This window comes from Pseudonocardia nematodicida (assembly GCF_040105385.1).
GTDB classification, from domain to species: domain Bacteria; phylum Actinomycetota; class Actinomycetes; order Mycobacteriales; family Pseudonocardiaceae; genus Pseudonocardia; species Pseudonocardia nematodicida.
The window spans coordinates 279,134-294,993 of record NZ_JBEDNQ010000007.1 but is presented as its reverse complement, the minus strand read 5'-3'; the positions used below and the strand labels follow the sequence as shown (position 1 = coordinate 294,993).

The window sequence follows — 15,860 nt, the reverse complement described above, 5'->3', positions numbered from 1 at the left end:
CGGCGCACGTCCCGGGCCGACCACCGGCGCGAAAACCGGGCGAATCCTGTCGGAGGTCCGGGCTAGCGTCGACTCCGGACCGACCACCCCGGAGATCCCGGGCCTGTTCGAGGGTCCGATCTCCGGGGGGTGCGGACGTGCGCGCGCAGGCGTTGTCCTGGCGGCGGCTCAGCGGGCCGGCGGCCGTGGTCGCGGTGGTCGCCGCCGTCGTCGCCGCGGCGGCCGAGGCGGTCTCGGCGACCGTCGTCGGCCGGGTCGCGGCCGGACCGACCACGGCGCTGGTCGTCACCCTCGGCCTGCTGCTGGTCGGCGCGGCGGTGCTGGACACGATCGGCCGGGTCGCGTTCTCGGGCGTCGTGACCCGCGCCGAGGGCCGGTTGCGCGCCGACCTGGTCGACGCCGCGCTCGCCCAGCCACTGGTCCGGCTCGAGGACCAGGCCGTCGGCGAGCTGCTCGACCGGGTCGACGACGACTCCCGCCAGCTCGCGACGCTGGTGCGCCGGGTCGGCTGGGAGACCGGCCGCGCGCTGCTGCGCTCGGTGCTCGCCTGGATCGTCGCCGGGCTTGTGTTCTGGCCGGCCTGGATCGCGTTCCCCCTGGTCGGGGCGCTGATCGTGCTCGTGGCGCGCCCGCTCACGCCGGTGATCGCCCGTGCCAAGGCCGCCGAGGAGGCCGCCTGGTCGGACCACTCGGCGCAGCTGGAGGAGACCGTCGCCGGGCAGGACGACGTCCGCACGTCCCTCGGGCAGGCCCACGTCGTCCGCGCCTACACCGAGCGTGCCGCCGCGGTGCTGGTGCGGGTGTGGGCGGTGTCGACGGCCGCGACCCGGGTCGGGCTGCGCACCGGGTTCGTCGCGCACGCCCTGCTCGGTGCGGTCGCGATCGGCGGTGTGTGGCTGGTCGCCGGCGACCCCGGCGGGATCGCCGCGCTGATCACGCTGTGGGTGCTGGTCACCGCGTTCGTGTCCCAGGTGGACGCGGTCGTCGACCGGATGCCGGACATCCAGGCCGGGCTGGGCGCGCTGACCCGGATCCGGTCGCTGCTCGCCGCCGAGCGGGAGCCGGACGGCGGCGCACCGGTCCCGGGCGGTCTGCTCGGCGTGGAGCTGCGGGGCCTGACCGCCGGCTACGACGGCGGGTTCCACCTCCGGGGCGTCGACCTGACGGTCCGGCCCGGGACCACCTGCGCGCTGGTCGGGCGCACCGGGTCCGGGAAGTCCACCGTGGCCAAGGTGCTCTCCCGGGCACTCGAACCGCCGCGCGGACAGGTACGGCTCGGCGGGCGCGACGTCCGGGACATCGCCCTGCACGACCTGCGGCGCGCGGTCGGCGTGGTCACCCAGCGGACCGAGATCCTCGCGACCACGCTCGCCGGCAACATCACCCTGCTCGACCCGGCCGTGCCGCGTTCCGCGGTCGCGGCCGCGGTCTCCGCACTGGATCTCGACGGATGGGTCGCGGCACTGCCCGACGGTCTCGACACCCGGCTGGGCCGGGGCGGGGTCACGCTCTCGGCCGGTGAGGAGCAGCTCGTCGCGTTCGCCCGGCTGCTGGTGCGCGACGTCGCCGTCGTCGTGCTCGACGAGGCCACCGCCCGGATGGACCCGCGCACCGAGCAGCGGGTGGTCCGGGCCTCCCGGGCGCTGCTGTCCGGGCGGACCGGGATCGTCGTCGCGCACCGGCTCTCGACGGTGCGGCGGGCCGAGACCGTCTGTGTGCTGGAGGACGGTCGGGTACTGCAGCACGGGGACCGCGAGCAGCTGGAGCGTGAGCCCGGGCGCTACGCGGAGCTGCTGGCCGAGAGCGGCACTCCCGGCGACCCGCCCACCGCCGGAGACGGGCTGCTGCGCCGGGGGCCGCGGCGCCCGGTCCCGAGCCCGGCTCCCGCCGCCGCTCCCCCGCTGTGGCGGGTGGTGCTGCGGCTGGCCCTCGCCCACAAGCGCTGGGGCGTCACCGGAGCCCTGATGTTCTTCCTGGCCACGCTGGCCGGGGCGGGCGGTGTCGTCACCGCCTGGCTGTGGGGGCAGGTCGCCGGCGCGCTGCAGGCCGGCGGCGAGCCGTGGGGCCCGGCGGTCGCGCTGACCGGGCTGCTGCTGCTGTATCCGGTCTGGATCGCGGTCGCGTTCCGGGTCTACCCGCGCTGGTGGTCCGCGGTGACCCTGCGGCTGCGGCTGGCCGTGCTGCGCGGGCAGACCATGCAGGAGCGCCCGTCCCGGGCGCCCGCCGGGGAGGTTGTGGCTCGCACCCTGGACTCGGACCGGTTGCTGCTCTACGTCGACCGGTGGATCGACGTCGTCAACGCCGGCGTCGTCGCGCTGATCGCCGGGCTGGTCTCCGGCGACGTCCGGGTGGCGGCCGTGATCGCCGGGTTCCTCCTGCTGTGCGCGGGGGCCGCGGCGGTCGGGGCGCCGTACGCCGGGCGCGCCGGGCGGATCGCCGCCGACGCGCGGGCGCGGTTCGGCACCTCGCTGGGATCGTCGCTGGAAGCCGCGCGGACGGTGAAGCTGGCCGCCGCGACCGGCGCGGTGCGGGCACACCTGGACGACGTCGACGCCCACCGGGTCCGGTCGACCGTGCGCGAGCAGCGGATCCGGACCCTGCTCGACGGCGTACCGGGCGTGCTCGCGCAGTCGGCCGTGGTGCTCACCTGGGCGCTCTACCTGACGGGCACCTGGAACCTGGCGATAGCGCTGCTGGTGTCGACGACGCTGGGTGGAGCCGGGTTCCTCGGCCAGGTCTGTGCGGCGGCGGTCGTCGAGACACCGATCGCGCGCCGCTGGCTCGCTGCGATCGCGCCGTTCGCCGGGGCCGCCGACCCGACCCGGCTGCCGCCCGGCGTCGACCTGGTCGCGGGGACCGCGCCGGAACCCGAGCCCGCGACCCGGGAGCCGCTGCGGCGGCTGACCCTGGAGAAGGTGACCGCGGTGCACGACGACGGCACCGTCGGCGTCGAGGGAGTGGACCTCCACGTGGACGCCGGGTCGCTGGTGCTGGTCACCGGCCAGGTCGGGTCCGGGAAGTCCAGCCTGCTCGCCGGGCTGGCCGGCCTGGTCGAGCACGAGGGCGAGATCCGGTGGAACGGCCGGACGGTCGACGACCCGCAGCGGTTCCTGCGGCCCGGCCAGGTCGCGTACGTGTCCCAGGTGCCGCGGGTGCTGTCCGGCACGTTCGACGACAACATCGCGCTCGGCCACCACCGCCCGGTGTCGAACGCGGTCGCGGACGCCCGGCTGGACCGCGACGTCGCCGACGCCGGGGGCCCGGACGCCGTCGTCGGGCACCGCGGGATCCGGCTGTCCGGCGGGCAGGTGCAGCGGCTGGCGATGGCCAGGGCGCTCGCCACCCGGGCCGAGCTGATCGTGGCCGACGACGTGTCGTCGGCGCTCGACGTCCGCACCGAGATCGAGCTGTGGTCGGCGTTGCGGCACCGCGGCAGCACCGTCGTGGGGGCGAGCACCAAGCACGCCGCGCTGGCCCGGGCCGACCGGGTGCTGGTGCTCGACGGCGGCCGGGTCGCCGACGAGGGGCCGTGGGACGACCTGGCGGCGCGGTGGTCGCACCTGGCCGGGTGAGTCCCTCCATCACCCGCAGTGGTTCTCGTGGGTCACGTGCGCCCCGTGCTCCACCTGCAGCGTCGTGTGGTCCAGGCCGAACCGCTCACGCAGCGCGTGCGCGGCCCGGTCGAGCACCGAGTCGTCGCCGCAGTGCGCGGAGACGGCCTCGTCGACCACGAGGTGCGCCGACATCGCGGGGGTCCGGTCGTTGATCGCCCAGAGGTGCAGGTCGTGCACGTCGGTCACCCCGGGCACGCGGAGCAGGGTCGCCCGGACCTCGGCCGCGTCGATCCCCTTCGGAGCGCCCTCCAGCAGCACGTGCGACGCCTCGCGCAGCAGCTGCACCGCGCGCGGCACGATGATCGCGACGATGAACAGCGACGCGATCGTGTCCGCATAGGCCCAGCCGGTCGTCATCAGCACCACGGCGGCGGCGAGGACGCCGACCGAACCGAGTGCGTCGCCGAGGACGTGCAGCATCGCCCCGCGCATGTTCATGTTGCGCCGGTCGCCGCCGGACAGCACGTACAGCGCGACGACGTTGCCGACCAGCCCGAGCACGCCGACGACCAGCATCGGGGTCCCGGGGACCTCGACCGGCTCGTAGAGCCGCTGGACGGCCTCGACCGCGACCCAGCCGACGACGGCGATGAGGGTCAGCGCGTTCACCGCGGCCACCAGGACCTCGGCGCGGCCCATCCCGTAGGTGCGGTGGTTCGTCGCGGGGCGGGCCGCGAGGATCGCCGCGATCAGCGCCGCGACCAGCGCGCCGGCGTCGGTCAGGAGGTGACCGAGGTCGGCGAGCAGTGCCAGCGACCCGGTGAGCGCGACGCCGACGACCCCGATGACGAAGGTGACCAGCGTGATGCCCAGCGCGGTCGCGAGCCGCCGCCGGTCGGTGCCGGCGCCGGCGTGTCCGTGCCCCCCGGCGCCATGGCCGTGTCCGTGCCCCATGCCGGCCACCTTATCCATGCATGTATTCGCATGTCTAAACGGATGGGCCTCCGGTGCGGCCCGGCGGCCGTCAGAGGGTCGCGGGCTCGGCGGACTCGATGGTCAGCTCCCCGTCCCGGACGCCGACGCGGACCGTGCCGCCGGGCTCGATCCGGCCGTCGAGCAGCATCGACGAGAGCGGGTTGTCCAGCTCCCGCCGGATCGTCCGCCGCAGCGGGCGGGCCCCGAAGTCCGGCTGGTAGCCGTGCTCGGCGAGCAGCCGCACGGCGTCGTCGGCGATCTCCAGGGTGATGTCGCGGCGCGCGAGCCGGTCACGGGTGTCGGCCAGCAGCAGCCGGGTGATCTCGGCGAGCTGGTCGGTGTCGAGCCGCCGGAAGACGATCGTCTCGTCGATCCGGTTGAGGAACTCGGGCCGGAACACCTCGCGCAGCCGCGGCAGCAGGCGGTCGCGCAGCACCGCGTCCTCGCGCTCCTCGGCCGATGCCGACGACGAGGCGGAGGCCGGCGAGCCGAAGCCCAGCGTCATCCCGTGCCCGGTGATCAGCTCGGACCCGACGTTCGAGGTCATGATGATCACCGTGTGCCGGAAGTCGACGGTGCGGCCCTGGCCGTCGGTGAGGCGGCCGTCGTCGAGCACCTGGAGCAGGGCGTTGAACACGTCCGGGTGCGCCTTCTCGATCTCGTCGAGCAGCAGCACCGAGTACGGCCGCCGGCGCACCGCCTCGGTGAGCTCGCCGGACTCGCCGTAGCCGACGTAGCCGGGCGGGGCGCCGACCATCCGGGCCACGGTGTGCCGCTCGCCGTACTCGCTCATGTCGAGCCGGACCATCCGGTCCTCGTCGCCGAACAGCGCCACCGCCAGCGCCCGCGCGAGCTCGGTCTTCCCGACCCCGGTGGGGCCGAGGAACAGGAAGCTGCCGACCGGGCGGTCGGTGTCGCCGAGCCCGGAGCGGGACCGCCGGATGGCCTCGGCGACCGCGGTCACGGCGGCGTCCTGCCCGACGACGCGGTGGTGCAGCTCGTCCTCCAGCCGCAGCAACCGGTCCCGCTCGGCCTCGGTGAGCTGGGCGGCCGGGATGCCGGTGGAGCGGGACACGACCTCGGCGATGTCCTCGACGCCGACCACCGGTGCCTTGCCGGACGGATCGGCCGGGTCCGCGGCGAGCTGCACGCGGGCCTCGGTGATCTCGTCGCGCAGCTGGGAGGCCTTCTCGTAGTCCTCGTGCGCGACGGCCTGGTCCTTGTCCCGGGTCAGCTGGTCGATCCGCTGCTCGATCTCCCGGCGGTCCACCGTGGGCGTCCGGGTACGCAGCCGGACCCGGGCCCCGGCCTGGTCGAGCAGGTCGATCGCCTTGTCCGGCAGGAAACGCTCGGTGACGTAGCGGTCGGACAGCTCGACGGCCGCGCGCAGCGCCTCGGGTGTGTAGCTCACCTGGTGGTGGGCCTCGTACCGGTCGGCCAGCCCGCGCAGGATCGCCACGGTGTCCTCGACCGAGGGCTCGGGCACCAGCACCGGCTGGAACCTGCGGGCCAGCGCGGCGTCGGACTCGATGTGCCGGCGGTACTCGTCGAGCGTGGTGGCGCCGATGACGTGCAGCTCCCCGCGGGCCAGCGCCGGCTTGAGGAGGTTGCCGGCGTCCAGCGCGCCGCCGCCCTCGCCGCCTCCCCCGCCGGCCCCGGCGCCGACCATGGTGTGCAGCTCGTCGATGAAGACGATCAGGTCGTTCGTGTGCTCGCGGATCTCCTCGATCAGCGTCCGCATCCGCTCCTCGAAGTCACCCCGGTAGCGGGTGCCGGCGACGACGCCGGACAGGTCGAGCTGTACCACCCGGCGTCCGCGCAGGGTGTCGGGGACCTCGCCGTCGGCGATCCGCTGGGCGATGCCCTCGACCACCGCGGTCTTGCCGACGCCGGCCTCGCCGATCAGCACCGGGTTGTTCTTGGTGCGGCGCGAGAGCACCTCGACGGTCTGCTCGATCTCGTCCTCGCGGCCGATCACCGGGTCGAGGTTCCCGTCGCGCGCGGAGGCCGTGAGGTCCTGGCCGTAGCGGTCGAGGGTGGGTGTGGCCGACGGGGGCTCGGCATCGGCGACGGGCCCGGGCTGCGGTCCGGCGCCGGTCATCGAGCCCGGCGTGAAGCGGGAGCGGGCCAGCAGCCGTCCGGCCGCGGACTCCTCGTTCCCGGCGAGCGCCAGGAGCAGGTGCTCCGGTCCGATGTAGGACGAGCCGAGCGACCGCGAGATCTGGTGGGCGTCGAGCAGCGCCCGCTTCGCCGACGGGGTCAGCGACGGCGGGCGGGCGTCCTCGGTGTCGGTGCGGGGCAGGCGCTCCTCCAGCGTGCGCGCGATGACGTCCGGGTCACCGCCCGCCCTGGTGATCCACTGCCGGGTGCTCTCGCTGCGCGCGCACGCCAGCAGGATGTGCGTGGCGTCGAGGTCGGCGTCACCGCGCTGCATCGCCTCCTGGGCGGCCCGCGCCATGATCTCCCGTGCGCCCGCGCTCATCAGCCGGGTCAGGTCGATCCGGTGCACCGGTCCGCGAGGGTCGCCGGGTCCACCGGAGGAGAAGAAGCCGGTCATCACTCGCCTCTCGTCGGGGACGGCCGACGAGAGACCTTCCCGGGCCACCCCCGGGCGAAACGGCCGACGCCCGGCTCAGCGACGGCGGGCGACCACGGCAGGGATCACCGCGAGTCGGCGGCCAGCACGTCGTCGGCGACGTCCCGGCAGACACCCCAGCCGTAGTCGACCCCGCGGTCGTCGGGATAGGTGGTGAGCACGGCGAGCGCGCGGTCGTCGTCGGCCAGCACACAGTTGACGTTCCAGAACCCGCGGCCGTGCTGCGTCCAGCCGTTCTTCTCCGAGACGTCCGGCCCGAACCGGGTGTGCACCCCGGACCGGCCGTCCGGGGTGATCGCGCGCAGGTCGACCAGCAGTTCCTCCCCGCCAGGCCACTCGGTGGCCCGCTCCCGCACGCAGGCCAGGATCGCGGCGGCGTCGACCGCGGAGAGCTGGGTGAACGACCACCACCCCGGACGGGAGGTCGCGACGTCCACCCCGCACTCGGGCTGCAGCCGGGCGAGCGCGGCCTCCCGGCCGTTCGCCCGGTACATCCGTTCGGTGGCCGAGTTGTCGCTGGCGCGGACCGCCGCGGAGATGTCGGCGCGCTCGGCGGGGGTGACCGCCCGGCCGGCCTCGGCGGCGGCGCGCAGGGTGTCCATGGACAGCCACGCCTTGATCGTGGACTCGGACTCGGTGCGGTGCGTGGCGGCGTTCGCCGAGCCGGTCCAGCGCGGCGTCCCGCCGGCCGGGTCCTCGCCGGTGGTGTCGAGCAGCGCCCAGGACATCTGCAGCCCGTCCTCACCCTCCCGGGCCACCGGCAGCGACCCGGCCGGCTGGTCGAGCAGCTCGGGGGCCGCGGGAGCCGGCGCGGCTTCCGGCACGCCCGCCGGGACCGGCCGGGTCAGCTCGGCGAGCAGGTCCGGGGCGGCCGCGGGCGCGGCGGCACCGCGCAGTGGGGTCGCGGAGTCGGTCGTGAGGCTCGCCCGCGTCGCGGTCGGCGCGTCGGCCCCGGCCGGCGGATCACCCACCAGGACGGCACCGGTCGCCGCCAGCACCGCGCCGACGGCCACCGTGACCCACACGGCGGTGCTGTGGCGCGCGCCTCGCTCCCCCACTGCTCCCCCGTCCGCGGCCGGCCGGCGGCGGAACACCGCGCGGAACACCGACACTCACCCGAGAGTGGTCGATCCGGACCCGTTTCGGGCAAGTATGACGGAACGTTCACACAGGATTATCAGGAAGGTTCACCGAGCGTGTTCGACACCGCGCAGGAGAGTGGTGTCAGGACGAGCCGGTGATGGCACCGACCGGATCGATCTCGCCCCGCCGCAGCGCCCTGCGCACCCGCCGAGCCAGTGTCAGCTGCCGCCGGACCTGGCGGACCGGTTCGATCTGGGTGACCTCGTGCAGCCGCCGGTGCAGTGGGCCCTGGTCACCGCGGCGGTCCAGCAGCGACCAGGAGAAGTCGACGGCCCCCGCACCCTCGAGGCGCTCGGGCACGGCCTCGAACCACTCCATGCTGCGCCGCGCCATGTCCTGGATCGGGGCCATGGCGGTGCGGCGGCGGGCGTCGTACGCGGCGAGCGCGGCCTCGACGTCGGTGACGGCGACCGGGGCGTCCGAATCGCCGGGTTCCGGGTCCGGGAAGAGCTCCTCGGCCAGGGCGATCGCGTCGGCGACGGCCAGCACGGTGCCGGACCCGATGGCGAAGTGCGTGGTGTGCGCGGCGTCGCCGGCGAGCACGACGTGGCCGTCCCGCCAGGAGGTGTTGCGGACCTCGCGGAACTGCAACCACGGCGAGGAGCCCATGCCGGGCGGGGCGACCAGCTCGTGCCCCTCCAGAGCCCGCCCGAAGATCATTTCGAGGGTGCGCATGGCCTCGTCGCCCGGCATGCCGTCCAGGCCGAGGCCGCGCCACGTCTCAGGGGCGCACTCGACGATGCAGGTGCTCAGGCAGTCGGCCGCAGGGTAGGCGTGGAACCAGATCCAGCCGGCGTGCGTGCGTTCGAAGGCGAAGGTGAAGGCCTCGAAGGGCTTCGTGGTGCCGAACCAGACGTAGCGGTTCGCACCGTGCGCGATCCGGGTCCCGAAGGCGTCGGCGCGGGCCGACCGGATCGCGCTGTTGATCCCGTCCGCGGCGACGACGACGTCCGCGCCGGCGGTCAGCGGGTCGGCCTCGAGATCACCGTCCGCGGCGACGGTCGTGTCGAACCGCAGGTCGACGCCGACCTGCCGGGCGCGCGCGGTCAGCACCTCGAGCAGCCGGGCCCGGCCGATCGCGTAGCCGTACCGGCCGCCCAGGTGCACGGTCTCGTCGCCGACCTCGACGACCTGGTCCCCCCAGACGTGCGCGGCGGCCCGGACGCCCTCGGCGCCGACCGGGTCGGTCCGGTAGAGCTCGTCGAGGATGTCCTCGCCGAGGGTGACCGCGAAGCCGGGCGCGGTGCCGGGGGCGTTCCGCTCGGCGACGACGACCTCCGCCCGTCCGCCCGAGCGCAACCGCGCGAGGATCCCGAGGTAGAGCCCCGCCGGGCCGCCCCCCACGCAGACGATCTTCACGCTGGTGTCCCTCCCGGACCGCCGATATGACGGCTCCGGCGATCAGCGTAGGGGACGATCCGGACGCCGGGGTCACATGGGGTAGCCCCCCTCGTGGCCGAGAGTGACCACTCCGCCACTCAGCCGACCGAGCGACGCTCCCCGCGCTGCGCGGCCCGGCGGACCCGGCGCGCCGAGGTGAGGGTGCGGCGGACCTGGCGGACCGGCCCGATCTGGGTCGCCCGGTGCAGCCGGTAGTGCAGGCGGCCCATGTCGCCGCGCCGGTCGAGCAGCGCCCAGGCGAACTCGACCGGGTCCTCGCCCCGCTCCAGCCGCTGCCCGGCGCGCTCGAACCACTGCATGTTGCGCCGGGCCATGTCCTGCACCGGTCCCAGTGCGGCACGCCGGCGGGCGTCGTAGGCGGCCAGCGCGGCGCCGCGCCCGCCCGGTCCGGCCGGGTCCATGTCGATGCGCGGGCGCCCGGGCGAGCCGTAGAGCGCGTCGGCGAGGGCGACCGCGTCCTGCACGGCCAGCACCGTGCCGGAGCCGATGCCGAAATGCGTGGTGTGCGCGGCGTCGCCGGCCAGGACGAGGTCGCCGTCGCGCCAGGTGCGGTTGCGCACCTCCTGGAACCGCAGCCACGGCTTCTCCCCCGGCCGCCCGGCGGGCGGGAGCAGGCGGTGCCCGCCGAGCGCGCCGGAGAAGACCGACTCGAGCAGCCGGTACCCGTCCGTGACCGGCATGGTGTCCAGGCCCAGCCCGGTCCAGGTCTCCGGCGCGCACTCGACGATGCAGGTGCTGGACCCGTCGGCCGAGGGGTAGGCGTAGAACCAGATCCAGCCGGAGTCGGTGCGCTCGAAGGCGAAGGTGAACACGTCCACGACGCGGTCGGTGCCCAGCCACACGTACCGGTTCCCGCCCGGCTCGACGACGGTGCCGAAGTGCTCGGCCCGGGCGGTCCGCAACCGGCTGTTGATCCCGTCGGAGGCCACGACGACGTCCGCGTCGAGCTCCTCGCGGGACCCGACGGTCGAGCCGAACCGCAGATCCACCCCGAGCTGCTCGGCCCGGCGGGTCAGCACGTCGAGCATCGTGGTGCGGGCCATCGAGTAGCCGTACTTGCCGCCCAGGTGGACCGGTCGCAGGTCGCCGATCCGGACCATCTGGTCACTCCACAGCCGCGACGCGCGGCGCAGCGCCGGGGCGCCGTGCGGGTCGGTGCGGAAGAAGTCGTCGAGCAGGTCCTCCCCGAAGGTGACCCCGAAGCCGTGGGTGCGTCCCGGCTCGTTCCGCTCGTGGAGGACGACCTCGTCACGGCCGTTGGACCGCAGCCTGGCCAGGATGGCCAGGTACAGGCCAGTGGGTCCGCCGCCGACGCACGCCATACGCAACTGAAGCCCCCTCGGTTCACCGGTTCACCCCGTCGGAGGCACGGTAGCGCAGCGGTTGCGGCCCCCGTTCGGGTGTGCAAGGGGGTGTCCCGGGAACCCGGACCGTTACGATCGAGAACGGCTCGTTAGCGTGGTCGTGTGTACGCTCCCCCGCCGACGGCCCCGCCCGCCACGCACTGCGCGGCCCCCTGGTGAGCGTGGGCGGCGTCGTGGCCGGTCGTCTCCGGTCGGCACGGCGGGAGATGAACAACCCGCTCTACCGCAACGCGTACGCGTTGATGCTGAACACCGTCGTCAACTCCGGGTTCGGCCTGCTCTACTGGATCTTCGCGGCACGCACCTACTCGCCCGAGGACGTCGGCCGCGGCTCCGCGCTCGTCAACCTGATGATGCTGATCTCGGTGCTGACGTCGCTCAACTTCGGTCAGGCCCTGATCCGCTTCCTGCCGACCGCCGGGAACGACTCGTCCCGGCTGGTGAACCGGGCGTACGTGGTGTCGGCCGGGCTCGGCACCCTGGCGGCCGCCGGGGTGATGACCTACCTGAACCTGACGAACTCCCCCGGCGACCCGCTGTGGGTCTCGCCGCTGTTCGGCTTCTGGTTCGTCGTCTCCACCGCCGCGTGGTCGATCTTCAACCTGCAGGACCAGGTGTTCACCGGGCTCCGCTCGGCGGTGTGGGTGGCGTTGAAGAACGGCGTCTACGGCGTCGTGAAGCTGATGCTGCTGGTCGCGGTGTCGTTCACCTCGGTGTCCGACGGCGTGTTCACCTCGTGGTCGGCGCCGGTCCTGGCGCTGCTGGTGCCGTTCTCGCTGCTGATCACCCGCCGGGTGCTGCCGCGGCACGTGACGTCCTCCGCCGCGGAACCGGGAGCGGGGGCGCCGGACGGCGGCACCCTGCGCCGGTACATGGCCGGCGACTACATGGGCCAGGTGTTCAACCAGGCGACGTCGTCGTTCCTGCCGGTGCTGATCATCGCGCTGCTCGGGGCGCAGCAGAGCGCCTACCTGCTGCCCGCCCAGACGATGTTCATCGCGCTCAACCTGCTCAGCGTGGCGATCATGTCGTCGCTGGTGGTCGAGGGCTCCCGGGACCCGTCCCGGTCGCACCTGCTGGCCAGGGCGATCCTGCGCCGCATCATGATCGTCGTGGTCCCGGCCGCGCTGGCGGTAGGCCTGGCCGCGCCCTGGCTGCTGCTGCTGTACGGCGGCGACTACGCCGACAACGCGACGCTCCTGCTGCAGCTGCTGATGGCCTCGATCATGCCGCGGGTGGTCGTCACGCTGTGGATGACCCGGTCCCGGCTCGCGAGCCGCACCTTCCCGCTGGCGGCGCAACAGCTCTTCCACGCGGTCGTGGTGATCGGCGGGACGACGCTGCTGGCCCCGGTCATGGGCCTGGAGGCGGTGGGCTGGTCGTGGCTGGCCGCCGAGTTCGCGCTGGCGGCGTTCCTGCTCCCGATCGTGGTGCGGTGGCTGCGCGGCACCAGCCCGCTCCCGGCCCGGGACGTCGATCTCGACACGGAGACGACCCGCCGGATCGACCCCGTCGACCCGGTCGCCGAGACCACCGAGATCCCCCGGGCCCGCGACTGAGCCGGGCCGGCTCCGGGACGGGGCCGGTCGACGGGACGGGGTCAGCCCCGGTCGATGAACCGTTCCGGGATCGGGGTCCCGTTGCGCCAGAGCTCCCCGAGGGCGAGGTCGAACTCGCGCGGACGCAGCCGCACCAGCCCTCCGCCCGGGTTGTGCGTGATCTCCCCGAAGTAGACCTGTCCGTCGTGGTCGTAGAGGTCGATCCGCGCGAAGGTGAAGTCCTTGCCCAGCGTGCGCGCGATCTCGAGCATGCGCTCGTAGCCCGCCGGCTTCGGCGGCAGCGCCTCCGCCTGGCCGAACCGCCCGGAGATCCGGAACGGCACCCAGTCCGGGTGCAGCATCGTCGAGGTGTGCGCCACGAAGCGGTTCTGGTCGACGACGACCATCGCCGGCTCGCCGTGGAAGACGAAGAACTTGTAGTCGTTCGGCGCCTTCGTCCCGTCGCCGAGGAAGTCCTCGACCACCGCGCGCGGGGTGAGACCCTTGTACGGCCGCTCCCGCCAGCCGTGGCGGAAGAAGTCGGTCCGCAGCCAGCGCGCGACCTTCGCGCGGATGCCCGCGTGGTCGGCCGCGTCGGGATGCGGCACGAGGATGGTCATGTCGCACCCGTGCGTGCCCTTGACGACGTAGGGCCGCTCCGGCGCGGCCAGGTCGAGGTCCTCGGCCCGCTCGACGACCTGGAGCAGCGGGATGAGGTGCTCGGCCCCGATGCGGTCGGCGACGTGCTCCCGCACCCGGTACTTGTCCGCGGTGATGTGCACGAGTTCGGGCTGCTCGGCGAGATTCTTGCGCGCGAGCAACTGCGCATACGTTCGAGGATTGCGGAATGTCGTGATCTCGCCCTGGAACAACGCGTGATGCGCGATCGCGAAAGCGCGATGCGGCAGGAAACGAAGCCGCCTGGACAGCATCACGCGGGTGTCGAACGACATTCTTCGATCCTAGTGCGACACGGGTCACGACTCACCACGGGGTCCTACGTTGACTCACCCAAGGTGCACACAAGATCACGCAGCGCGACCACGGCGCAAGGCCGCCACACGACTTGTTCGGATCCGGAGACGTTCCGGTTCGCAGACGATCATCACACTTCCGGACCAGCGCGGATGCGCCGCAGACCAGCGCGGTTGCCCTTCGGAGCAACGCGTCGGGGTGCATGGTGGGGTGCATCGACACGGACGGATGCTTGATAGCGTGCCCGCCGTGCGGAACAACGTTCTCGTGACCGTGATCACCCCGGCGTACAACGTCGGGCCGTGGATCGGCGAGGCCATCGACTCCGTCCTCGCGCAGACCGAATCCCGATTCGAGTACCTCGTGGTGGACGACGGGTCGACCGACGACACCGCTCAGATCGTCGCGGGTTATGCCGAACGCGATCCGCGCGTGCGTCTGATCCAGGTCGAGAACGGCGGGTCCGGCGCCGCACGCAACCGCGCGCTGGCCGAGAGCGAATCCCCGTTCGTCGCGTTCCTCGACGGCGACGACCGCTGGCACCCGCAGTTCCTGCGGCACATGCTCGAGACGATGCACACCGCCCCGCCCGGGGTCGGCATGGCCTACTGCCACACCCGGGTGATGCTCGAGAGCGGGCAGGTCGTGGCGCTGCGCTGGCAGCCCGCCGGCAAGGTCGACATCGACAAGCAGCTCGTCGAGAACAACCCGCCGCACAACGGCAGCTCGCTGATGATCCGGCGGTCCTGCTTCGACCAGGTCGGCGGTTTCGACTCGACGCTGCCGTCCGCCGTGGACTTCGAGATGTGGCTGCGGATCGCCGCGTCGTCGAACTTCCCGCTGATGTGGGGCACCCGCCGGTTCCTGCTCGACATGCGCCTGATGCGCACCGGCTCGATCAGCTCCAACCGCACGCGGCGCTTCGAGTGCCTGGACAAGGTGATCGCGGACTACGCGCCGTCGATGGCCCGGCTGCATCCGGGGATGGCCTGGATCCGCCCCGCGGTGTTCGCCTACCGCGACGGGCTCGACGACTACGGCGACCGCTGGGCGATGCTCGCCCGCGAAGCCGGCACCTCGGCGCTGGCGCGGGACCCGTGGGGCCGCACCCTGCTGGCCTGGAACAGCGCCGGCAGCGAGCGGCGGGGCCAGCTGCGCGCGCTGCGCGACGGCGCCCGCAGCAGCGCCTACAAGGGTGTGGCCGGTGCGCTCCGGACGGCGGGACGGATCGGCGCCCTCAGGAACTGAATGTGAGGTCGCGCCCGGCGTGGGTATCCCGCCGGTGTGCGACTCACCCGTGCCGAGCCGTACCGCGCCGGCGTCACCCGCCGCCGGCGCGGACGGGGTTTCAGCTACCACTCCCCCTGCGGCACCGTCGTCGCCCCGGAGGTCCGCGCGCGGATCGACGCCCTGGTGATCCCGCCGGCCTGGCGCGACGTGTGGATCTCCGACCGGGACTCCGACCACATCCAGGCCGTCGGCTACGACGCGGCCGGACGGCGGCAGTACGTCTACCACCCGCGCTGGCACGCCGACCGCGACGGCGAGAAGCACGACCGGGTGCTGAGCCTGGCCCGCCGGCTGCCCCGTTTCCGGACGCGGGTCGACGCCGACCTCGCAGCCCGCGGCACCGGCCGGGTCCGGGTGCTCGGCGCGGCGATGCGGATCCTCGACCTGGGGGTGTTCCGCACCGGCGGTGAGCAGTACGCCACCGAGAACGGCACCTACGGGCTGTCGACGCTGCGCCGGGAGCACGTCCGGCTGCGCGGCGGCGGGCTGGAGTTCTCCTACACCGCCAAGGGCGGGATCCACCGGCGCGTCCGGATCTCCGACGACGGCCTGGTGCGGCTGATCCGCTCCCTGCGGCGCGCGCGGCCCGACACCGACCGGCTGCTCGTCCACCGGGACGGGCGGGTGTGGCGCGAGGTGCACTCCGACGACGTCAACGACCACTTCCGCGCGCTCACCTCCGACGAGCACACGGCCAAGGACCTGCGCACCTGGAACGCGACGGTGGTCGCCGCCGTCGCGCTGGCCGAGCAGGAGACGCCGACGTCGGCGACCGCGCTGCGCCGCGCGGAGGCGGCCGCGATGCGGGCGGTCGCCGACGCGCTGGGCAACACCCCGGCCGTCGCCCGCAGCTCCTACGTGGACCCACGGGTGGTGCACGCCTTCGAGAACGGCCGCACCGTCGCCGACGGGCTGCGGCGGATCGGTGAGGACGCCGGTGAGGCGCGGATGCGGGCCGGCGTCGAGCGGGCCGTGCTGCGGCTGCTGGAGGCCGAGGCGGGGTAGCGCGGCACCGTAGGGCACC

At 73.9% G+C, this 15,860-nt stretch carries 10 protein-coding genes; 4 read left to right on the top strand and 6 right to left on the bottom strand.

Features of this window, described 5'->3' with window-relative positions; translation table 11 throughout:
* Positions 1-137 precede the first annotated feature (137 nt).
* Positions 138-3,572, top strand: a complete 3,435-nt coding sequence (locus WIS52_RS18570; RefSeq protein WP_349299543.1) for an ABC transporter ATP-binding protein — start codon at positions 138-140, stop codon at positions 3,570-3,572.
* A 9-nt stretch (positions 3,573-3,581) separates the two neighbouring features.
* Here the strand turns inward: WIS52_RS18570 and WIS52_RS18565 are convergent, their stop codons facing one another.
* The 5 genes from WIS52_RS18565 to WIS52_RS18545 form a co-directional block, all read right to left on the bottom strand.
* Complete coding sequence (locus WIS52_RS18565) at positions 3,582-4,508, bottom strand: cation diffusion facilitator family transporter (RefSeq protein ID WP_349299542.1); 927 nt, start codon at positions 4,506-4,508, stop codon at positions 3,582-3,584.
* Between the two features lie 70 nt (positions 4,509-4,578).
* Entirely contained in the window at positions 4,579-7,086 is a 2,508-nt protein-coding gene (locus tag WIS52_RS18560) for an ATP-dependent Clp protease ATP-binding subunit (protein ID WP_349299541.1), read from the bottom strand.
* 104 nt (positions 7,087-7,190) lie between these two features.
* On the bottom strand, positions 7,191-8,237 hold the full coding sequence (locus WIS52_RS18555; RefSeq protein ID WP_349299540.1) for a hypothetical protein: 1,047 nt from the start codon (positions 8,235-8,237) through the stop codon (positions 7,191-7,193).
* A gap of 112 nt (positions 8,238-8,349) precedes the next feature.
* Positions 8,350-9,627 (bottom strand): FAD-dependent monooxygenase, encoded by a 1,278-nt coding sequence (locus tag WIS52_RS18550; protein WP_349299539.1) that lies wholly within the window; start codon positions 9,625-9,627, stop codon positions 8,350-8,352.
* A gap of 119 nt (positions 9,628-9,746) precedes the next feature.
* Positions 9,747-10,991, bottom strand: a complete 1,245-nt coding sequence (locus WIS52_RS18545) for an FAD-dependent monooxygenase (RefSeq protein WP_349299642.1) — start codon at positions 10,989-10,991, stop codon at positions 9,747-9,749.
* A gap of 215 nt (positions 10,992-11,206) precedes the next feature.
* Between WIS52_RS18545 and WIS52_RS18540 the strand changes: the two genes are divergently transcribed.
* The gene (locus tag WIS52_RS18540) at positions 11,207-12,592 is read left to right on the top strand and encodes a lipopolysaccharide biosynthesis protein (RefSeq protein WP_349299538.1); all 1,386 of its coding nucleotides are present in this window, start codon (positions 11,207-11,209) and stop codon (positions 12,590-12,592) included.
* Positions 12,593-12,633: 41 nt separating this feature from the next.
* On the opposite strand, the gene WIS52_RS18535 is transcribed toward WIS52_RS18540, so the two are convergent.
* A complete protein-coding gene (locus WIS52_RS18535; protein ID WP_349299537.1) occupies positions 12,634-13,392 on the bottom strand; it encodes an ATP-grasp fold amidoligase family protein in 759 nt (252 codons plus the stop codon).
* Positions 13,393-13,795: 403 nt separating this feature from the next.
* Here WIS52_RS18535 and WIS52_RS18530 point away from each other — a divergent pair, with 403 nt between their 5' ends.
* Positions 13,796-14,794, top strand: a complete 999-nt coding sequence (locus WIS52_RS18530) for a glycosyltransferase family 2 protein (RefSeq protein ID WP_349299536.1) — start codon at positions 13,796-13,798, stop codon at positions 14,792-14,794.
* 36 nt (positions 14,795-14,830) lie between these two features.
* Positions 14,831-15,841 (top strand): DNA topoisomerase IB, encoded by a 1,011-nt coding sequence (locus WIS52_RS18525; RefSeq protein WP_349299535.1) that lies wholly within the window; start codon positions 14,831-14,833, stop codon positions 15,839-15,841.
* Positions 15,842-15,860: the final 19 nt, after the last annotated feature.

What these genes read in the sequence shown, in the direction of transcription:
- WIS52_RS18565 (WP_349299542.1), bottom strand. Translation starts at nt 4,508, where the DNA reads ATGGGGCACGGACACGGCCATGGCGCCGGGGGGCACGGACACGCCGGC.
- WIS52_RS18560 (WP_349299541.1), bottom strand. Translation starts at nt 7,086, where the DNA reads ATGACCGGCTTCTTCTCCTCCGGTGGACCCGGCGACCCTCGCGGACCG.
- WIS52_RS18545 (WP_349299642.1), bottom strand. Translation starts at nt 10,991, where the DNA reads ATGGCGTGCGTCGGCGGCGGACCCACTGGCCTGTACCTGGCCATCCTG.